General features: G+C 63.3%; 14 protein-coding genes. 5 read left to right on the top strand and 9 right to left on the bottom strand.

Annotated features, from left to right (window positions below; translation table 11 throughout):
- Positions 1 to 14: 14 nt before the first annotated feature.
- Complete coding sequence (locus M5B96_RS01020; RefSeq protein ID WP_248794656.1) at positions 15 to 842, top strand: isocitrate lyase/PEP mutase family protein; 828 nt, start codon at positions 15 to 17, stop codon at positions 840 to 842.
- Positions 843 to 994: 152 nt separating this feature from the next.
- Here M5B96_RS01020 and M5B96_RS01015 read toward each other — a convergent pair whose 3' ends face one another.
- Positions 995 to 1,609, bottom strand: coding sequence for an energy transducer TonB (locus tag M5B96_RS01015; protein ID WP_248794655.1), 615 nt, complete (start codon positions 1,607 to 1,609; stop codon positions 995 to 997).
- 92 nt (positions 1,610 to 1,701) lie between these two features.
- Between M5B96_RS01015 and M5B96_RS01010 the strand changes: the two genes are divergently transcribed.
- A complete protein-coding gene (locus M5B96_RS01010) occupies positions 1,702 to 2,484 on the top strand; it encodes a class I SAM-dependent methyltransferase (protein ID WP_248794654.1) in 783 nt (260 codons plus the stop codon).
- A 13-nt stretch (positions 2,485 to 2,497) separates the two neighbouring features.
- On the opposite strand, the gene M5B96_RS01005 is transcribed toward M5B96_RS01010, so the two are convergent.
- Positions 2,498 to 3,133, bottom strand: a complete 636-nt coding sequence (locus M5B96_RS01005; protein ID WP_248794653.1) for a TetR/AcrR family transcriptional regulator — start codon at positions 3,131 to 3,133, stop codon at positions 2,498 to 2,500.
- A 93-nt stretch (positions 3,134 to 3,226) separates the two neighbouring features.
- On the opposite strand from M5B96_RS01005, the gene M5B96_RS01000 reads away from it, so the two are divergent.
- Together M5B96_RS01000 and M5B96_RS00995 are read left to right on the top strand one after the other, a co-directional pair.
- Positions 3,227 to 4,330: an efflux RND transporter periplasmic adaptor subunit gene (locus M5B96_RS01000; protein ID WP_248794652.1), complete on the top strand. Its 1,104-nt coding sequence runs from the start codon at positions 3,227 to 3,229 to the stop codon at positions 4,328 to 4,330.
- Positions 4,331 to 4,336: 6 nt separating this feature from the next.
- Positions 4,337 to 7,402: an efflux RND transporter permease subunit gene (locus tag M5B96_RS00995; protein ID WP_248794651.1), complete on the top strand. Its 3,066-nt coding sequence runs from the start codon at positions 4,337 to 4,339 to the stop codon at positions 7,400 to 7,402.
- Between the two features lie 197 nt (positions 7,403 to 7,599).
- Here M5B96_RS00995 and M5B96_RS00990 read toward each other — a convergent pair whose 3' ends face one another.
- The 3 genes from M5B96_RS00990 to plsB all read right to left on the bottom strand — a co-directional run bounded on the left by M5B96_RS00990 (position 7,600) and on the right by plsB (position 11,665).
- Complete coding sequence (locus M5B96_RS00990; protein WP_248794650.1) at positions 7,600 to 8,289, bottom strand: DUF4197 domain-containing protein; 690 nt, start codon at positions 8,287 to 8,289, stop codon at positions 7,600 to 7,602.
- A gap of 121 nt (positions 8,290 to 8,410) precedes the next feature.
- Complete coding sequence (locus tag M5B96_RS00985) at positions 8,411 to 9,031, bottom strand: hypothetical protein (protein ID WP_248794649.1); 621 nt, start codon at positions 9,029 to 9,031, stop codon at positions 8,411 to 8,413.
- Positions 9,032 to 9,157: 126 nt separating this feature from the next.
- Complete coding sequence (gene plsB / locus M5B96_RS00980; protein WP_248794648.1) at positions 9,158 to 11,665, bottom strand: glycerol-3-phosphate 1-O-acyltransferase PlsB; 2,508 nt, start codon at positions 11,663 to 11,665, stop codon at positions 9,158 to 9,160.
- Positions 11,666 to 11,908: 243 nt separating this feature from the next.
- Between plsB and M5B96_RS00975 the strand changes: the two genes are divergently transcribed.
- Complete coding sequence (locus M5B96_RS00975) at positions 11,909 to 12,118, top strand: cold shock domain-containing protein (RefSeq protein ID WP_017127105.1); 210 nt, start codon at positions 11,909 to 11,911, stop codon at positions 12,116 to 12,118.
- A gap of 203 nt (positions 12,119 to 12,321) precedes the next feature.
- On the opposite strand, the gene M5B96_RS00970 is transcribed toward M5B96_RS00975, so the two are convergent.
- The 4 genes from M5B96_RS00970 to M5B96_RS00955 all read right to left on the bottom strand — a co-directional run bounded on the left by M5B96_RS00970 (position 12,322) and on the right by M5B96_RS00955 (position 17,465).
- Positions 12,322 to 12,699, bottom strand: a complete 378-nt coding sequence (locus M5B96_RS00970) for a hypothetical protein (RefSeq protein ID WP_248794647.1) — start codon at positions 12,697 to 12,699, stop codon at positions 12,322 to 12,324.
- Positions 12,700 to 12,784: 85 nt separating this feature from the next.
- On the bottom strand, positions 12,785 to 13,594 hold the full coding sequence (locus M5B96_RS00965) for a putative RNA methyltransferase (RefSeq protein ID WP_248794646.1): 810 nt from the start codon (positions 13,592 to 13,594) through the stop codon (positions 12,785 to 12,787).
- A complete protein-coding gene (gene dapE / locus M5B96_RS00960) occupies positions 13,594 to 14,745 on the bottom strand; it encodes a succinyl-diaminopimelate desuccinylase (protein ID WP_248794645.1) in 1,152 nt (383 codons plus the stop codon). The genes M5B96_RS00965 and dapE overlap by 1 nt, the downstream gene beginning before the upstream one ends.
- Before the next feature lie 128 nt (positions 14,746 to 14,873).
- Entirely contained in the window at positions 14,874 to 17,465 is a 2,592-nt protein-coding gene (locus tag M5B96_RS00955; RefSeq protein WP_248794644.1) for a glycosyltransferase, read from the bottom strand.
- Between the last annotated feature and the right edge of the window lie 245 nt (positions 17,466 to 17,710).

Below are 17,710 nucleotides of genomic sequence, written 5' to 3'. Positions count from 1 at the left end.
CCAGGAGTCGCCCCATGGATGCGCAAACCCTTCGAGCCCAGACATTCAAGGCCCTGCACCAGCGTGCCGAGGCCTTTGTGATTCCCAACCCCTGGGATGCCGGTTCGGCGAAAATGCTCGCCGCGCTGGGCTTCGAGGCGTTGGCGACCACCAGCGCGGGCTTGGCGTTTTCCCTTGGCCGCCCGGATGCGGAGGGGGCCAACTCGCTGGGCGATACACTGGAAAACGCTCGCGCTATTGTCCTGGCGACTTCGCTGCCGGTGGCGGCGGATCTGGAAAATGGCTTTGGCCATAGCCCCGCCGGTTGCGCCGAGGCAATTTTGCGGGCGGCTGAGGCTGGACTGGTCGGCGGCTCGATCGAAGATGCCAGCGGCCATGCCGACGACCCCATCTATGCATTCAATCACGCGGTCGAGCGGGTTGAGGCGGCGGTGGCGGCGGCCCGCAGCCTGGCGTTCCCGTTCATGCTCACGGCGCGGGCGGAGAACCTGTTGCACGGGCGCCAGGACCTGGCCGATACCATTCGGCGTTTGCAGGCGTTCGCCGAGGCCGGCGCCGACGTGCTGTATGCGCCGGGCCTGCGTAGCCCCGAGGAGATCCTGGCGGTGGTCAGGGCCGTGGCTCCGAAGCCGGTGAATGTGTTGATGTCGGGTGGGATCAATCTGTCGGTGAGCGAGTTGAGCGAACTGGGGGTCAAGCGCATCAGTGTCGGTTCGGCATTAGCCCGGGCGGCGTACGGCGCCTTCTATCGGGCGGCCGAGGAAATTCGCGGGCAGGGCACCTTTACCGCGTTGGATCAGGCGATGCCCTTTGCGCGGATCAACCAGATGTTCAAGGTCTAGGGTGCTTTGCGCTCGAGCACGAAACCAACTGCGGCCTCGTACTTGCAGGGGCAGGGCTTGCCCGTGAAGCTTTTTGGCGTCCTTGAAGACGCCTTCGCGGGCAAGCCCAGCTCCTGCAGAGTCTCGCTGTGTTTTTCAGCCCAGGTTCAGGCTCAGGCCGCCAGGCGCAGGTTCTGCGCCACCAGCGGGCGGGCCCAGTGCAGGTCGTAATCCATGGCTTTCTGCTGCTTGGCCAGGGTTTCTTCGTCGAATGGTACGTGCGGTTCCAGCAGATCCAGTTCGAACTCGGCGATCGGCAGGTGCAGCGGACGCGGTTGTGGTGCCGGCCCCGGGGCGGGCAGCGGCTGACCGGCGGTCAGAACGATAGGGCGTACCCAGCCGCTTTCGAAGTCCTGCTGCTTCTGCTGGGCGACAACTTCTTCCGGCGGATAGGGGACGGGGCGTTTCAGCAGGTCCAGGTCGAACTCGGCAATCGGCAGGAACAGCGGCTCGGGGGGGCGGACCGGCTTTTCCTGGACGTCACACTGGCGCTGGTCGACGATCTGCGCCAGCAACTCGGCGCCGGCGGTAGGCTCCACCGGGCCATCGACCGGCAGCTGCGCCGGGACATTCTGTGCATCCGATGCGTCCCCGACCTGTTCGGCCAGCGCCCGGGCAAAGAAATCTTGCCACAAGTGACTGACACCGCTCAGTGCCTGGGAATTGCGCAGGCCATAATCACCGACGGGTGATAGATAACCTATGGATGTATTGCGAATGTCTGACATGGCTCTCGAGTGACGCTCAGGTCTGGCAAAATGCTGGATAATGTTTTTATCGGCAGCTTTTGCCGATCATTAAATTTTTGAGCGTGTTTTTCATGAGTGAGCAGCAAGCGCCGGTGCGTATCAGAGTCGAGGCCCTGGCCGAAGGGCTGCAATCCCGGGCCGAAGAGTGGGCCGAACGCCTCGGTCTGCCGTTGCAGGAGCCCACGGCGGAGTTTGCTTTGCAGGTCTCGGAGCAGGGCTTGCAGTTGCAGCAACTGGGGCCGGAGGCGCCCGGGCCGGTTCGCGTGGACTTTGTCGAAGGCGGCGCGGCACATCGGCGCCTGTACGGTGGTGGCAGCGGGCAGATGATCGCCAAGGCCGTGGGCATCCAGCCAGGCGTACGGCCGCGGGTGCTGGATGCCACGGCGGGCCTGGGCAAGGATGCATTCGTGTTGGCCAGCCTGGGCTGCGAGATGAGCCTGATCGAGCGCCAGCCGCTGATTGGCGCCTTGCTCGAAGACGGCCTGGCCCGTGGGCTGGAGGATTTCGAGGTGGCACCGATTGTTTCACGCATGCGCCTGCTCAAGGGCAACTCGATCGAGGTGATGCGCAATTGGCAGGGGGAGGCGCCGCAGGTGATCTATCTGGACCCGATGTTTCCCCATCGCGAGAAAACCGCCCTGGTGAAGAAGGAAATGCGCCTGTTCCGTCCGTTGGTGGGTGATGACCCGGACGCGCCGGCGTTGCTCGCGGCGGCGTTGGCCCTGGCGACCCATCGGGTGGTGGTCAAGCGCCCGCGCAAGGCCCCGTGCATTGACGGGCCGAAGCCGAGCCATGGCCTGGACGGCAAGTCGAGCCGCTACGATATCTACCCGAAGAAAGCCCTGAAGCCTTGATGCGAGCGGGCTCTCAAGGCCGGTAGGCGCGCATGAACAAGCCCACCACCTCGCGCACATGGGCCTCACCCTCGGCTTCGCTCAGCGGCTCGCCGCAGCCGTAGAGCAGGCGGAAGTTCCCCGCGCCCTTGAGCAGGCAGAAGAAGTGCTCGGCGGCGTTGTGCGGTTTGTCGATCGCCAGGGCGCCGCTCTGGTGGATCCGGCTCAGCAGCCGCTCCATCTCCGTGAGCATGCGCTGCGGCCCGGCCTCGAAGAAGATCTGCGAGAGTTTCGGGTCCTGGCTACCCAGGGCCATGATCAGCCGATGCAGGTTCACCGACTCGTCGCTGTTGATCAGATGATGAAAGCCGCGGGCGATGTTCAGCAGCACGCTTTCCACCGGCACGCCTTCGGGCAGGGCGAAGAACAGCTCGGGTAGCTGCTCCTCGCATTTGGCCACCACGGCAGCGGAGAACAGTGTCTCCTTGTCGTTGAAATGGCTATACACCGTCAGCTTCGAAACACCTGCTGCTGCAGCGACTGCGTCCATGCTGGTGCTGGCGTATCCATTACTCAGGAACAGATCTTTCGCCGCGTTCAGAATGGCCTGGCGTTTTGCCAGATCCTTGGGGCGGCCGGGGCCGCTGGGCACTGAAAGATTGTCGGACATTTTCTTACTTAATACTGGACTGGTCGGTTTGGTATTAATACCATACTGGCGAGTATAAATATTCTGAGCACCACTAGCGAAAGGTCCCACACCATGTTCCGCTACGTCTTGCCCCTTGCTTTGCCCGCCAGTCTAGCCCTTTTCCTCCTCGGTTGTGGTCATGAAGATCCGGCCCAGGTCAGCGTGCGCCCTGCCATGGTGGTTCAGCCACAGCCTTCGGCCCAGGCCATGGACAGCTATCCTGGCGAAGTGCGGGCGCGTTTCGAGCCCGACCTGGCCTTTCGCATCGCGGGCAAGGTAAGCCGTCGACTGGTGGAAGAGGGGGAACGGGTCAAGGCCAACCAGCCCCTGGCGGAGCTCGACCCACAGGATGTGCGCCTGCAACTGGAAGCGACCCGCGCCCAGGTCGCGGCCGCCGAGGCCAACCTGAACCTGGTGCGCTCCGAGCGGGATCGCTACAAGACCTTGCTGGACCGGCAGATGGTCAGCCGCTCGCAGTATGACAATGCGGAAAACCTCTACCGTTCCGGTGAGGCGCGGCTCAAGCAGATCAAGGCTGAGTTTGACGTGTCCAGCAACCAGGCCGGTTATGCCGTGTTGCGCGCGCCCCAGGATGGTGTGGTTGCCAAGCGCCTGGTGGAAGTCGGCCAGGTGGTTGCCGCCGGCCAGACAGTCTTCACCCTGGCCGCCGATGGCGAGCGCGAAGTGCTGATCAGTTTCCCGGAACAGGCCTTCGGGCGCTTCAAAATCGGCCAGGATGTCTCGGTGGAGCTTTGGTCGCAACCGGATCAACGCTTCAACGGGCGGATCCGCGAATTGTCGCCGGCCGCCGATCCCAAGTCGCGGACCTTCGCCGCGCGGATCGCCTTCAGCGCCGGCAAGGTCCCGGCCGAGCTGGGCCAGAGCGCCCGGGTGTATATCCAGGCCGTCGGCGTGGTGCCGTTGTCGGTGCCGCTGTCGGCGTTGACCGCGGAAAACGGTGCGACCTATGTCTGGCGGGTCCAGGCCGACAATACCCTCAAGCTGACCCCGGTGCGGGTCGGCGCCTTTGGCGAAAAGACCGTGCCGGTGTTCGAAGGCCTGTCGGCCAGCGATTGGGTGGTGGCGGCCGGTGTGCATGTGCTGCATGACGGCGAGCTGATTCGTCCGGTGGATCGTTCCAACCGCGTGGTCAATCTGGCGGCCAACAAGGAGTAGTCCCCGATGGGTTTCAATCTTTCCGAATGGGCGTTGCGTAATCGCCAGATTGTCCTGTTCCTGATGATCCTGCTGGCAGTGGTCGGCGCCTTGTCCTACACCAAGCTGGGGCAGAGCGAAGACCCGCCGTTCACCTTCAAGGCCATGGTCATCAAGACCAACTGGCCGGGGGCCACGGCCCAGGAAGTTTCCCGGCAGGTCACCGAACGCATCGAAAAGAAGCTGATGGAGACCGGCGAGTATGAACGGATCGTGTCCTTCTCCCGGCCGGGGGAGTCCCAGGTGACCTTCATGGCTCGGGACTCGATGCACTCCTCGGAGATTCCCGACCTCTGGTACCAGGTACGGAAGAAGATCGGCGATATCCGCCAGACCTTGCCGCCGGATATCCAGGGACCGTTTTTCAACGATGAGTTCGGCACCACCTTCGGCAATATCTACGCCCTGACCGGAGATGGTTTCGACTACGCCGTGCTCAAGGACTACGCCGACCGGATCCAGATCCAGCTGCAGCGGGTCAAGGATGTGGGTAAGGTCGACCTGCTCGGGTTGCAGGATGAAAAGGTCTGGATCGAACTGTCCAACGTCAAGCTGGCGACCCTTGGGCTGCCGTTGACTGCCGTGCAACAGGCCTTGCAAGAGCAGAATGCGGTGTCCACCGCCGGTTTCTTCGAGACCCCGACCGAACGCGTGCAGCTGCGGGTCAGCGGTAACTTCAAGACGGTCGACGAGATCAAGAACTTCCCGATCCGCGTTGGCGATCGCACTTTCCGGATCAGCGATGTCGCTGACGTACACCGTGGCTTCAACGATCCACCGGCCCCGCGCATGCGTTTCATGGGCGAGGACGCGATCGGCCTGGCGGTGGCGATGAACGACGGCGGTGACATCCTGGTACTCGGCAAGGCCCTGGAAAGCGAGTTCGCGCGTATCCAGAAAAGCCTGCCGGCGGGGATGAAACTGAGCAAGGTCTCCGACCAGCCAGCGGCGGTGAAGACCGGTGTCGGCGAGTTTGTCCAGGTGCTGGTGGAGGCCCTGGTCATCGTGCTGCTGGTGAGCTTCTTCTCCCTGGGCGTGCGCACCGGGATGGTGGTGGCCCTGGCGATTCCGCTGGTGCTGGCGATGACCTTCGCGGCCATGTACTACCTGGGCATCGGCCTGCACAAGATTTCCCTTGGCGCGTTGGTGCTGGCCCTTGGCTTGCTGGTGGACGACGCGATCATTGCCGTGGAGATGATGGCGATCAAGATGGAGCAGGGCTTCGATCGCCTCAAGGCGGCAAGCTTCGCCTGGACCAGTACGGCGTTCCCGATGCTTACCGGCACCCTGATCACCGCCGCCGGCTTCCTGCCGATTGCCACCGCGCAGTCGGGTACGGGCGAGTACACCCGCTCGATTTTCCAAGTGGTGACCCTGGCGCTGTTGGCGTCATGGATCGCGGCGGTGGTGTTCGTACCCTATCTAGGGGAAAAACTGCTGCCGGATCTGGCCAAGATCCACGCCGCCAAGCACGGTGGCGAGCAACCGGACCCCTATGGCACGCCGTTCTACCAGCGGGTCAGGCGCACGGTGGAGTGGTGTGTGCGTCGGCGCAAAACCGTGATTGTACTGACTGTCGCCCTGTTTATCGGCTCGGTGTTGTTGTTCCGCTTTGTGCCGCAGCAGTTCTTCCCGGCCTCCGGGCGACTGGAACTGATGGTCGACCTGAAGCTGGCCGAAGGTGCGTCCCTGAACAACACCACCGAACAGGTTGCGCGTCTGGAGGCCTTGCTCAAGGACCACCCCGGCATCGATAACTATGTGGCGTATGTCGGCACCGGTTCGCCGCGTTTCTACCTGCCGCTGGACCAGCAATTGCCGGCCACCAGCTTTGCCCAGTTCGTCGTGCTGGCCAAGAGCATCGAGGAGCGGGAAGCACTGCGCAGCTGGCTGATCAAGGTGCTTGATGAACAGTTTGCCGATGTGCGGGCGCGGGTGACGCGCCTGGAGAACGGGCCGCCGGTGGGTTACCCGGTGCAGTTCCGGGTGACCGGCGAGCATATCGAGGTGGTCCGTGCCCTGGCGCGCAAGGTGGCGGCCAAGGTCCGTGAGAACCCGCACGTGACCAATGTGCACCTGGACTGGGAAGAGCCGAGCAAGGTGGTCTATCTGAACGTCGATCAGGACCGTGCCCGGGCACTGGGGGTCAGTACCGCCAACCTGTCGCGCTTCCTGCAACTGTCGCTGACCGGCTCGACCGTCAGCCAGTACCGCGAGGACAACGAGTTGATCGAAATCCTTATGCGCGGCACTGTCCAGGAGCGCAACGAGCTGTCGGCGCTGCCGAGCCTGGCGGTACCGACGGACAACGGCACCAGCGTGGCGCTGTCGCAGATCGCGACCCTGGAGTACGGTTTCGAGGAAGGCATCATCTGGCATCGCAACCGCTTGCCGAACGTGACCATCCGCGCCGATATCTACGGCCAGGAGCAGCCGCTGAGCCTGGTCAAGCAGATCATGCCGACCCTGGACCCGATTCGCGCCGAATTGCCCGATGGTTACCTGCTGGATGTCGGCGGCACCGTGGAGGATTCGGAACGCGGCCAGGCCTCGGTGAATGCTGGCGTGCCGCTGTTCATCGTGGTGGTGCTGACCTTGTTGATGCTGCAACTGCGCAGCTTCTCGCGGGTGGCGCTGGTATTTCTCACCGCGCCGCTCGGCTTGATCGGGGTGACCTTGTTCCTGCTGGTGTTCCGCCAGCCGTTCGGGTTTGTCGCGATGCTCGGGACCATTGCCCTGTCGGGGATGATCATGCGCAACTCGGTGATCCTGGTGGACCAGATCGAGCAGGATATCCGTGCGGGCATGTCGCAATGGCAGGCGATCATCGAGGCGACGGTGCGACGCTTCCGGCCCATCGTGCTCACCGCCCTGGCGGCGGTGCTGGCGATGATCCCGCTGTCGCGCAGCGTGTTCTACGGACCGATGGCGGTGGCGATCATGGGGGGGCTGATCGTGGCGACGGCCTTGACCCTGCTGTTCCTGCCGGCGTTGTATGCGGGCTGGTTCAGGGTGAAGAAGACCACGCCATAAAGCGCCAGATAACCTGTGGGAGCGGTGCTTGTCGGATCGCCGCACCGCCGCGAAGCTTTTGGCGGCCTCCAGGGCCCCTTCGCGGATAAATCCGGCTCCCACAAGGTATGGGCTCAGGCTTGAGTGAACAGATCAGTTCCCACAAGCTGGTGGCTCAGGCTTGAGTGAACAAATCGGCTCCTGCAGCGTGCGTTGCGTCAAAGTGCGCCAAACACCTTCTTCGCCAGGCTGGTGGCCGCTGCCGCCGGGTTGGCGCGGATGTCTTCTTCCTTCTGCGCGATCATCTTGAACAGGCCGTCCAGGGCTTTTTCCGTTACGTAGCCTTCAACGTTGGCACTCTTGGCGTCGAGTACGCCGAGGGTCGCCGCCTGCCCGGCGAACGAGTTGTACTGCTTGGCCAGGCCCACCTGGTCGGTGGCCTGCTTGACGATCGGCAGGAACTTGGCGCGGATCTGTTCGCGGCTGCTCTTGTCCAGGTACTGGGTGGCCGAATCCTTGCCGCCGGTGAGGATGCCCTTGGCATCGGTCACGGTCATCTTCTTCACCGCGTCCACCAGCAGCGCCTGGGCCTGCGGCATGGCCGCTTCCGCCGCCTTGTTCATGCTGGCTTCCAACTGGTCGACCTGGGCGCCCATGCCGAACTGTTTCATTTTGCTGGCGACCTTGCCGAGGCTGCCCGGCAGTTCGATCTTCACCGCGGGGTTGTTGCTGAAACCACCCGGTTTGCCGAGGTTGGTCACGGCGGCGACGGCGCCCTGGGCCAATGCGTCCTTGAGGCCGCCGGACGCCTGGTCCTGGGTAAGACTGCCGAGGGACAGGGCCAGGGCGTTGACGGAAATCAGCAGGCCCGCGCAGAAGCCGGCCAGACGAAGGGAGGGACGGAGCATGGAAGCTTCCTTGTTGAGTCAGTGGGGAAATCCGTGGCGCCAGAAGAAACCTGGCGCCAGCCAGTAAGAATCTAACGGATTTATCGGCAAACGCCAGTCTTTGAAAGACGCCGCAGGCTGTTTAAGCGCTGAGGATCAGGCTTTGCGGTTTTTCTTTCAGCAATACGACAGTGCGTGGAATGGGTTTCATGGTGAACTTGCGCCGACTGCCGAAGGTGCCCTGGGTCTCGTAGATCTGGCCCGGCTTGACCTTGTTCACGTCGTAGCGCAGGTAGCGTGGAATGGAACCCTTGAAGAAGGTGATTTCCTCGCTGAGGACATGCACCGGAATGCCCGGTTCGGTCTGGGCGACCAGCCTCAGGGTGGCCAGGGTATTGTCCTGCGTGCCGATCATCGGCACCAGCGCCGCGCTGAGATACAGGTAGCCCGGCGGGCTCAGGTGAAAGGTTTCTTCCTGGTTGTCCCGGCGCCAGCGGAAGCTGTACTTGATGTCCGGCAGCAGCGAGGTGCCGGCGACGCTCAGGTCGATGTCGATCTCGACCTTGCAGTTACGCTTGAGGTCCGCCGGCAGTTCGAAGCTAAAGCGCCAGGGCGACTGGTCGGGCAGTTGCGCACTGGTCCAGGTCCCCAGCAGGGTGTCGCTGCAGCGGTTGCGCAGGGTGATACGGGTTTCGGCCTTGGCCGGGATCCTGTAATCCGGGGGGAAGTGGAAAACAGCGGTCACGACGTTTTTTGCGGTCATCTCGATGTCCTTATCGAACGCGTCAAAGGCAACGCAAGATTGAGTCTACACGCGCCTTTGCGCTTGAAAACCGGCCGAGAAGCATCCTTGCTGCTTTACCGAATGCTCTGACAAGGGTGGTTCGCCTTATCCCGCGTCAGGAGCTGAATCGGGGCTTTGCTCGGCGGCATCTTCGCTGCGATGCAGGGCGACCTGGCGAATCGACAGGCGGATTTCCGCCGGTAGTACCCGTTTGGCCGCGCCCTCGGCCAACTCGCCGAGCAGTTCGTGATAACCCAGTTTGCCGGCGGCGTCGCGCCGCAGCACATCGAGGTCGAGCAGGGTCTGGATAAAGTGGCGGAACAGGCTCTTGTCGAAAAACTCCGGGGCGTTCAGGCCATGGAGAATCGACAGGCGTTGGGCCATGACCGTACAGAGGTCTTCCAGCTCCTCGGCGCTGATGCTGTGCTGGCCGCTGTTGAGCAGCAGCGAGATAGCCATGTAGAAGCGTTGCAGGGTCTGGGCGATGCTCCGCGACAGCAGGGTCAACAGCACGAAGTGCCGCGAACTCGGCGCCGGGCGCTGGTAGACGTCGTTCTCCAGGCGCAACAGGCCCTGTTCGACAAAGGCCTGCAGCCACTGGTCGATCACCGCGTCCAGTTCGTCCAGTGACCAGCGGATGAACAGTTCCGCCTGCAGGTACGGATAAAGTGCGCGGCTGTAGCGCAGGATCTGCTCGCGGCTCATGCGCGAGGCGCTCTGGAAGAAGCTCGCGAGCAATGAGGGCAGGGCGAAGATATGCAGCACGTTGTTGCGGTAATAGGTCATCAGGACGGCGTTCTGCTCGTCCAGGTAGAGGATCTTGCCGAGGGCGTCGCTTTGTTCGGCCAGCAGGTCCATGTCCTTGACGTGCTGGATCAGCGCGCGGCCATCGCCTTCCGGCAGGGTGGTGTGTGGCGAGTAGGGCACGCGGCGCAACAACGCCAGGTAGAGGTCGAGGACCCGGGCCATGGCACGGTCATCGAGGGCCAGGCGCGTGGTCGAGAGCAGCGCCAGGGCCACCAGGTTCACCGGGTTGATCGCCGCTGCTTCGTTCAGGTGCCGGGCCACGCGCTCGCCCAGGCGGTGGGTGGTGTCATTTAGCCAGGCCGGGCGGAATTGCGGCCCCAGTTCCTGGGCACGCCAGTCCGGTTGTTCCTGGTCGAGGAATTCGGCCAGCTTGATCGGCTCGCCGAAGTTGACCGCGACCTGGCCGAAACGCTGCTTGAGCGCACCGATGACCTTGAAGATGTCGAAGATCGATTCTTTCTTCTTGCTCGCTCCACGCAGTTCGCCCAGGTAGGTGCGACCTTCCAGCACCCGCTCGTAGCCGATATACACCGGGATGAAGACGATCGGCATGCGCGAGGAGCGCAGGAAGCTGCGCAGGGTGATGGCCAGCATGCCGGTCTTCGGCCGCAGCATGCGCCCGGTGCGCGAGCGGCCGCCTTCGACGAAGTACTCCACCGGGAACCCCTTGGTGAACAGGGTGTGCAGGTACTCGTTGAACACCGAGGTGTAGAGCGGGTTGCCCTTGAAGGTGCGGCGCATGAAGAACGCGCCGCCGCGGCGCAGCAGGCTGCCGATCACCGGCATGTTCAGGTTGATCCCGGCGGCGATGTGCGGCGGGGTCAGGCCGTTGCGAAACAGCAGGTAGGACAGCAGCAGGTAGTCGATATGGCTGCGGTGGCAAGGCACATAGATGATTTCATGGCCCTGGGCCACGGCCTGTACGCCCTCGATATGGTTGACCTTGATACCGTCATAGATCTTGTTCCAGAACCAGCTCAACACCACTTCGAGGAAGCGGATCGCGGTGTAGGTGTAGTCCGAGGCGATCTCGTTGCCGTAGCGCAGGGCCTGGGCCTGGGCTTTTTCCACGGAGATGTTTTCGCGCTGGGCTTCTTCGAGGATCGCCTGGCGCACCATCGGTTCGTTGACCAGGCCCTTGACCAGGTTGCGCCGGTGCGAGATGTCCGGGCCGATCACCGCGGCCTTGAGGTTGCGCAGGTGCACCCGCAGGATCCGCTGGGCCATGCGCACGGTGCGTTCATGACCCTTGTTGTGTTCGATCAGGCCACGCAGGTGGATCGGCGCGGAGAACTGCACGCGGGTCTTGCGCCCGAGAATCAGGATGCTCAGCAGGCGGCGCAGACGGCCGGTGACCGCCCAGCTGTCGGCGAACAGCAGTTTCCAGGGGCTCGATTCGCTGTCCGGCGACTGGCCCCAGAACACACTCACCGGGATGATCAGCGCGTCTTCGCTGGGGTTCTGCGTCAGGGCGCTGACCAGTCGGGTCAGGGTCGGTGGCGCGCCGCGCTTGTCCTGGCGGCCGAGCCAGTCGGGCTCGGGGGTCAGGTAGAAGAACGCCGCCGGCTCCAGCAGCGTGCCGACCGACACCGGCAGCACCGGGCGCGGCAGGCCGGCCTTGGTGCATTCGCGGTCGACCACGGCCAGGTCGGTCAGCGACGGCGATTGCAGGACATAGAACACCGGCCGGCTACGGTCGAGGTCGAGGGTCAGCGACGATTGGTTGATCGTCTCCGAGCGCACCCACAGGTACAGGAGGCGGCGCAAGGTGCCAAACACGAGACGGCGGAACGGGGAACGGGTCATACGGCTTCTGCAGGCAAATGGATTGAACCGAGCGTTTGCTCGGCGGCTAGTGTGCCGTATTCGTCGAAGATCGGCAAAAACGCGGCGAACTAATATTGATTGAGAGTTTATTGACCTGTCTTATACTCGGACGTTCGCCGTGAACGGTAGGATTAATCCGCATAGCACGACGTTCTGGCGACGCTGCTTGAAGGGCTCGTCGAGCCGGGCCCATTCCACAATAACAAGACGGAGTACGGATTCATGGCAACTCGCGAGACAGGCAATGTGAAGTGGTTCAACGATGCCAAGGGCTACGGCTTTATTCAGCGCGAAGACGGGGCGGATGTGTTTGTGCACTACCGCGCGATTCGTGGCGAAGGCCACCGCTCCCTGGCGGAAGGGCAGCAGGTGGAGTACGCGGTGGTGGAAGGCCAGAAAGGCCTGCAGGCCGAGGATGTGGTTGGGCTCTAACCGCCGGTGTGATGCTGTTGAGGGGCCCGTTGTGGCGAGCGGGCTTGCCCGCGCTGGGCTGCGAAGCAGCCCCCAAACCGGCTGACGCGGACTTTCAGGTGTACTGCGTCAGCCGATTTACGACTGCTTCGCAGCCGAGCGCGGGCAAGCCCGCTCGCCACAGGGGCACGCTCGGCACACAGACTCCGTGCCCGCAGTCAGCATCAGGCGGTACGCCAGGTGATCTCTTCTTCGCCATCGGCGCTGATGCGGATCCAGCGATCAGCCGTCTCCTCGCCTTCTTCCTCGACCCAACTGCCCGGGGCGCAACGCACTTCCACGTTCAGCGCGGCAAAGGCGGCGCGGGCGCAGGCGATATCGTCGTCCCATGGGGTCTGGTCGCTTTCCAGGTACAGGCTGTTCCATTTGCCCACGGCCTTGGGCAGCCAGGTCACGGGCACGTTGCCGGCCTTGCACTTCCAGGTCTGGCCTTTCTGGGTCCAGTCGCTGCAAGGGCCCAACGCGGCGCCGAGCCAGGTGGCAATGGCCTTGTGGTCGACGTCGTCGTCCTTGAGGTAAATCTCGATATCGGGCTGGCGCATGGAAGTCCTCGCTGCGGCTGTTCGAAAAATCCATTCGCGGATTTTGTCGGCCTTGAATCGCTGTTCAAGGCCATGAAAAGTGGGGTTATTGTAAAACGAAGTAATCGTAGCGCATCGACACGCTGACCTCGAACGGTTCGGGCTGCTCGATGACCTGCGCTCGGCGCTCGGCGCTGGCGCGCCAGCCGTGGGGCGTCATGGCCAGCAGGTTCGCCCGGTCCTGGGCACTGGCCAGGCTCAGCTTGAATTCCAGCACTTCGCTGTGTTGCAGCGCCATGCCCGCCGGCACCAGGGCCAGGTGCTTGTCGTCGGTGTATTCGCGCACTTCATCGTACAGGCGCTCGCGCAGTTCCATCAGGTGGCCGCTGGTCGGTCCGACTTTCATCAGGCCGCCACCCGGGCTCAGCAGGCGTTTGGCTTCCTGCCAGTCCAACGGGCTGAACACGCTGGCGATGAACTGGCAGCTGGCGTCGGCCAATGGCACCCGCGCCATGCTGGCGATCAACCAGGTCAGTTGCGGGTTGCGTCGACAGGCGCGTTTGACCGCCTCGCGGGAAATATCCAGCGCATAGCCGTCAGCCGTGGGCAGTGCCTCGGCTAACTGCGCAGTGTAGTAGCCCTCGCCACAGCCGATATCGACCCAACGCCCTGGCGCCCGTTCGGCAGCCAGTTGCGCCAGGCGGCGGGCCACCGGTGCGTAGTGGCCGGCGTTGAGGAAATCACGCCGGGCTTCGACCATGGCCAGGTTGTCGCCCGGGTCGCGGCTGTTCTTGTGCTGCACTGGCAACAGGTTCAGGTAACCCTGGCGTGCCCGGTCGAAACGATGTCCGAGGGCACAGGCCACGCCGTTGTCGACCGCACCCAGGGGCGCGGAGCAGAGAGGGCAGATGAGCATCAGGCAAGCAACTTGATCAGGGTCTGGTAGTAGATTTCGGTCAGTACGTCGAGGTCGCTGGCCAGGACCCGCTCATTGACCTGGTGAATGGTCGCGTTGACCGGGCCCAGTTCGACCACCTGGGTGCCGAGGGTGGCGATAAAGCGCCCGTCGGAGGTGCCGCCGCTGGTGGAGGCCTTGGTCTCGCGTCCGGTGACGCTCTTGATGCTCGCCGACACGGCATCGAGCAGCGCGCCCGGTTCGGTCAGGAACGGCAGGCCGGACAGTGCCCATTCCACATGCCAGTCCAGGCCGTGTTTGTCGAGGATCGCCGCGACCCGCTGTTGCAGGCCTTCGACCGTGGACTCGGTGGAGAAGCGGAAGTTGAACAACGCCACCAGCTCGCCGGCAATCACGTTGGTCGCGCCGGTCCCCGAGTTGAGGTTGGAGATCTGGAAACTGGTCGGTGGGAAAAAGGCGTTGCCGTCGTCCCAGTGCTCGGCGGCCAGTTCGGCCAGGGCCGGGGCGGCCAGGTGGATCGGGTTCTTCGCCAGGTGCGGATAGGCCACGTGGCCTTGCACTCCGCGCACGGTGAGGCGGGCGCCGAGGGAACCGCGACGGCCGTTTTTCACCACGTCACCGACCAGGGTGGTGCTCGACGGTTCGCCGACGATACACCAGTCCAGGCGCTCTTTACGCGCGGCCAGGCGCTCGACCACGGCCTTGGTGCCATGGTGGGCCGGGCCTTCTTCGTCGCTGGTGATCAGGAAGGCGACTGAACCGCGATGATCCGGGTAGTCGCCGACAAAACGCTCGGCGGCCACCAGCATCGCGGCCAGGCTGCCTTTCATGTCGGCCGCGCCGCGCCCGCAGAGCATGCCGTGCTCGTCGATCAGGGCAGCGAACGGATCGTTCTGCCAGGCCTGCACGGGACCGGTGGGCACCACGTCGGTATGACCGGCGAAGCACAGCACCGGGCCTTCGTGCTTGCCATGGGAGGCCCAGAAGTTGTCGACGTCTTCGATACGCATCGGCTCGAGCTTGAAACCGGCATCGCCCAGGCGCTGCATCATCAGCTTCTGGCAGTCGGCATCGACCGGGGTCACGGAAGGGCGGCGAATCAGTTCGCAAGCGAGTTGCAGGGTCGGCGAAAGGTCGGCGTGGGCCGTCATGGGAAAGCTCCGAAGCTTTTTGTAGAAGCCGGCTTGCCGGCTCCTACACGGGTAGGGGCGCGCAAAGGGTGGATATCTTAAAGCAAAACGGCGGCCCGCAGGCCGCCGTTTGGTGTCGTGCATCGCGTTTATGCGACCGCCGCCGGCTCCGGCTCGCCGGCCGGTTTCGGCAGCGAGGAGACGAACGCCATGATCAGCGCCGCCAGGTACGGCAGCGACTGCACCAGCAACATCACCACCCAGAAGCGCATGTCGTTGCTCGGCAAGCCCTGCACCAGGAAGATCCCCAGTGCCGCGGCCCACAGCAGCAGCATGATGAACATCTCTTCCCGGGCTTCCGAAATCGCCACCCAGAAGCCGTGGTTGTCGGCGTTTTTCGGCGTGCGGAAGAATGGGATGCTACTGGTGAAGAAGCCATACAGCACCGCTTTGGCGATGGTGTGGGACAAGGCTAGCCCGGCCAGTGCCGCGGCGAAGGCATCCTTCATGTTGACCCCGACCGCGCGACGGTAGAGGAACAGGATCTTGCCGACCTTGAACACGAACAGCGCCAATGGCGGGATCGCGAAGATCAACAGCGGCGGATCGACCCGTTGCGGCACGATGATCATCGCCGCCGACCAGAGCAGGGCCCCGACGGTGAAGAAGATGTTCATGCCGTCGGCGACCCACGGCAACCAGCCCGCGAGGAAGTGGTAGCGCTGGCCGCGGGTCAGCTCGGTGTCCTTGCCGCGCAGCAGGCTGGCGGTGTGCCGCTTGATGATCTGGATCGCCCCGTAGGCCCAGCGGAACCGCTGTTTCTTGAAGTCGATAAAGGTATCGGGCATCAGGCCCTTGCCGTAACTGTTGTGGTGATAAGCCGCCGACAGACCTTTTTCGAAGACCCGCAGGCCCAGCTCGGCGTCTTCGCAGATGCACCAGTCGGCCCAGCCCAGTTCTTCCAGGACCGAGCGTCGGGTCATGGTCATGGTGCCGTGCTGGATGATCGCGTCACGGTCGTTGCGGGTGACCATACCGATATGGAAGAAACCCTTGTATTCCGAGTAGCAGAGTTTCTTGAAGGTGCTTTCGTTCTGGTCGCGGTAGTCCTGCGGCGATTGCACGATGGCGATCTTCGGATCGGCGAAGTGCGGCACCATGTGCTTGAGCCAGTTGCGGTCGACGCAGTAGTCCGAGTCGATCACCGCGATGACTTCGGCGTCCTTGGCGGTGTGCGGGATCAGGTAGTTCAGCGCCCCGCCCTTGAACCCGGCCAGCGGCGCGACGTGGAAGAAGCGAAAGCGCGGGCCGAGGGTTTCGCAGTAGGCCTGCACTGGTTCCCAGACCGCCGGGTCCTTGGTGTTGTTGTCGATGATCAGGACTTCGTAGTCCGGGTAATCGAGGGCCGCCAGGGCGTCGAGGGTCTGTTTGACCATCTCCGGCGGCTCGTTGTAGCACGGCACGTGGATCGAGACCTTCGGCCGGTAGTCCGAGTCGCCTTCCACCGGCAGGAATTCACGCCGGCGTTTGTGTGTCCAGACCGCCTCGGCCAGTTCGTGGGCTTCGGTCAAGAGGACGATAAACACGCCCAGGGCACCGATGGCCAGCAGGAAGCCCACCGTCAGGCTGAACCAGGTGCTGTATTGCTGGCTGTAGTCGTAGCCGATCCACACCAGCACCGAACCGCAGAGGAACGCGGTAAAGGTCAGGAAGGTCCGCCCGCGCTGGCGCAGGGCCGAGCCGTCGATCATCAGCAAGGTCAGCGAGAGCAGCGCCAGCACCACCGAGCCGATGGCCAGCACGCGCCATTGCGGGATCGCCACCACCGGGCCTTCGAAGTTGAACTTCTGCTGGCGCGCGGCGTTGAACACGCCCCAGTAGGCGCCCACCGAACCTTCGTCGCTGGCCTTCCACGGCTGGTCGAAGGCTTCGATCACGAAGTAGTTGAAGCCCTGGCGGTTAAGCTTGTTGACCAGCGTCCGCAGGTAAATCGCCTGGTCGGCCTGGGTCGCATCGGCACCGCCACGCATGCGGCCGTTGCTCGGCCAGCCGACTTCCGAGAGCAGCAGCGGCTTTTTCGGGAACATGCGCTTGAGCTCGCGGGCGCGGTCCAGCACGTACTGGCCGGCCTTGTCCATCGGGATAGATTCCCAATAGGGCAGGATGTGCGCGGCGATCAGGTCGACGTGCTTGACCAGTTCCGGGTTGTGTTCCCAGATATGCCACTGTTCCGAGGTGGTCACCGGCACCTTGACGGCGGCGCGCACGCGGTCGAGCAGCACGGCCAGTTCCTTGGCGGTGATTTCCTTGCGGAAGATCGCTTCGTTGCCGACCACCACGCGCACGACACTGCGGCTGGTGTTGGCCAGTTCGATGGCGCGGGTGATTTCGCGCTCGTTGCGTTCCTGGTCCGGGCTGATCCAGATCCCCAGGGTTACCCGTAGGCCGAACTCTTCGGCGAGCTTGGGAATATCCTGAAGGGTGCCGTCGACCGAGTAGATACGGATGTTATCCGTCAGCTTGCTCATGATCTCCAAGTCGCGACGCATATCATCGTCGGTCGGATACTGCTCTTTCTGTGGGAATTGTCCCTGCTGGAAAGGCGAGTAGGAGAAGCCGGCGATCTGCTCGGGCCAGTCAGGCGCTGAAACCGGGCGGTTGATCAGCGCCCAGAAACCGGTGAATAGTGCGGCGATTGCCAGCACCACGACCAGGTTGAGTCCAAATTTACGCGATGGCATAGGTATTTCGGGTTCCGAAAAGGGCTAGAACAAGGAACAGAGCGGCGCGCATCCTACACTTGCTATCCGTCGACCGTACAGCACCGTGGAGTGCGCGCGGACATTGGGCAATGACGCGAGACTTAAGTTCTTTCCGAATTCTTTGTAGCTCTATTCTCGTCAAAGCGTTGTGATTTAACACTCATGGACCGCCATTCATAGGCTAAAGCTGCCCTCGGCTTGCGCCCGGCCCTATAATGCGCGCC

The organism is Pseudomonas sp. MWU13-2105 (genome assembly GCF_023242315.1).
Taxonomy (GTDB): Bacteria; Pseudomonadota; Gammaproteobacteria; order Pseudomonadales; family Pseudomonadaceae; genus Aquipseudomonas.
Note: the sequence above shows the minus strand (reverse complement) of the source record. Positions and strands in the feature narration are given on the sequence as shown.